Annotated in this window: 2 protein-coding genes; one reads left to right on the forward strand and one right to left on the reverse strand. The window is 77.4% G+C overall.

Annotated elements, in window-relative coordinates:
* The coding region (locus JZ5iCDA_RS17405) for a glycosyltransferase family 2 protein (protein ID WP_069388232.1) at nucleotides 1-843 on the reverse strand (843 nt) is incomplete at its 3' end.
* 96 nt (nucleotides 844-939) lie between these two features.
* Here JZ5iCDA_RS17405 and JZ5iCDA_RS17410 point away from each other — a divergent pair.
* On the forward strand, nucleotides 940-1565 hold a 626-nt coding region (locus tag JZ5iCDA_RS17410; protein WP_139123225.1), incomplete at its 3' end, for a glycosyltransferase.

Genomic DNA, 1565 nt, shown 5'->3' on the forward strand with positions numbered 1-1565 from the left:
GCGCCTCCCGGCGAGGGCGCGCCGCGCGGCGCGGGCCGCGCTCCACCACGCGAACCGGTCGTTGGCGGCCAGCCGCTCGTCGTAGGCGTCGAGGAGGTCGCGGCGCCCGCCCGCGAGCGCCACGGCGCGGTGGCGGCGCAGGATCGTGCGGAGGCTCGCGGCGAGGTCGCGGTGGGACCGCGTCGTGTTGGTGGGGTGGTGCCGGTAGTCGACGAGGACGTCGTCGACGAACGCGAACGGGCCGAGCGCGGCGGCCTTGAGGACGAGGTCGAGGTCCTCGCCCTGGCGGTAGGCCGGGTCGAACCCGCCCACCGCGTCGAACGTCGCGCGACGGATCACGAGGTTGGGCAGCATGACGCCCGGGCCGCGCACGACGTCCGCCTGGTCGTGCGCCGGGCGCTGGTCGGCCGCGACGAGCTGGGTGCCGGCGGCGTCGATCGTGCGCATCCCGCAGTAGCTGACGACGGCGTCGGGCCGCGCGGCCATGACGTCGACGTGCCGCCGCAGCCGTTCGGGGTGCCACCGGTCGTCGTCGTCGAGGAAGGCGACGAGGTCGCCGGTCGTCTCGGCGACGCCCGCGTTGCGCGCCGCGGAGACCCCGGACGGCGGGCGCCGGACGAGACGCGCCCCGGGCGCGCCGGCGACGATCGCGCGCAGCGCCTCGGGCTCGGGGGAACCGTCGTCGACGACGACGAGCTCGGCCGCGGGCAGCGTCTGCGCGGCCACGGACGCGAGCGCCTCGGCGAGGAACTCCCCGCCCCGGTTGGTCGCGACGACGACCGACACCGTCAGCACCGGGTCGCCGGCGCCGGCCGGCGCGCTCGTCTCGCTCGGGTGGCTCATCGGGGCCTCTCGTCGCCGTCGCCCGGTCCCGTCCGGGCGGGGTGAAATCGGCGGAATCCTGCCGGATCCGCCGTGTCCTGGTGGACAATCTCCCACATGAGGGTCCTCCGCGTCTCGCACAGCGCCGTGGTCGACGCCTGGCGCGAGCGCGAGCGGGAGCTGCGGTCCGCGGGGGTCGACGTGCGGCTGCTGTCGGCGCGCACGTGGGACGAGGGCGGGGTCCCGGTGCGGCTCGTCCCGCGGCCCGGCGAGCCGGTGCGCGGCGTGCGGACGCTGGGCACGCACCCGGCGTTGTTCGTCTACGACCCACGGCCGCTGTGGCGGGCGCTCGGGCAGGACTGGGACGTCCTGGACGTGCACGAGGAGCCGTTCGCCCTCGCGACGGCCGAGGTCCTCCTCCTGCGCCGCCTGCGCGCTCTGCTGTCGCGCCGTCCCGCCCCGCCCTACCTGCTGTACTCCGCGCAGAACCTGCGCAAGCGCTACCCGTGGCCGTTCCGGTGGTTCGAGGCGATCGCGCTGCGCGGCGCCGCCGGGATCTCGGTGTGCAACGCCGAGGCGGGGCGCATCGTGCGCGACAAGGGCGCGCGCGGCGAGGTCGCGGTCGTCCCGCTGGGCGTCGACCCGGCGGTCTTCTCCCCCGCACCCGTGCCCGGGCCATCAGCCGGCGACGCGGCCGACGGCGACGCGGGCGCGGGCCGCGGCCGCCTGCGCGTGGGGTACGC

The organism is Cellulosimicrobium cellulans, assembly GCF_001722485.1.
Taxonomy (GTDB): Bacteria; Actinomycetota; Actinomycetes; order Actinomycetales; family Cellulomonadaceae; genus Cellulosimicrobium; species Cellulosimicrobium cellulans_A.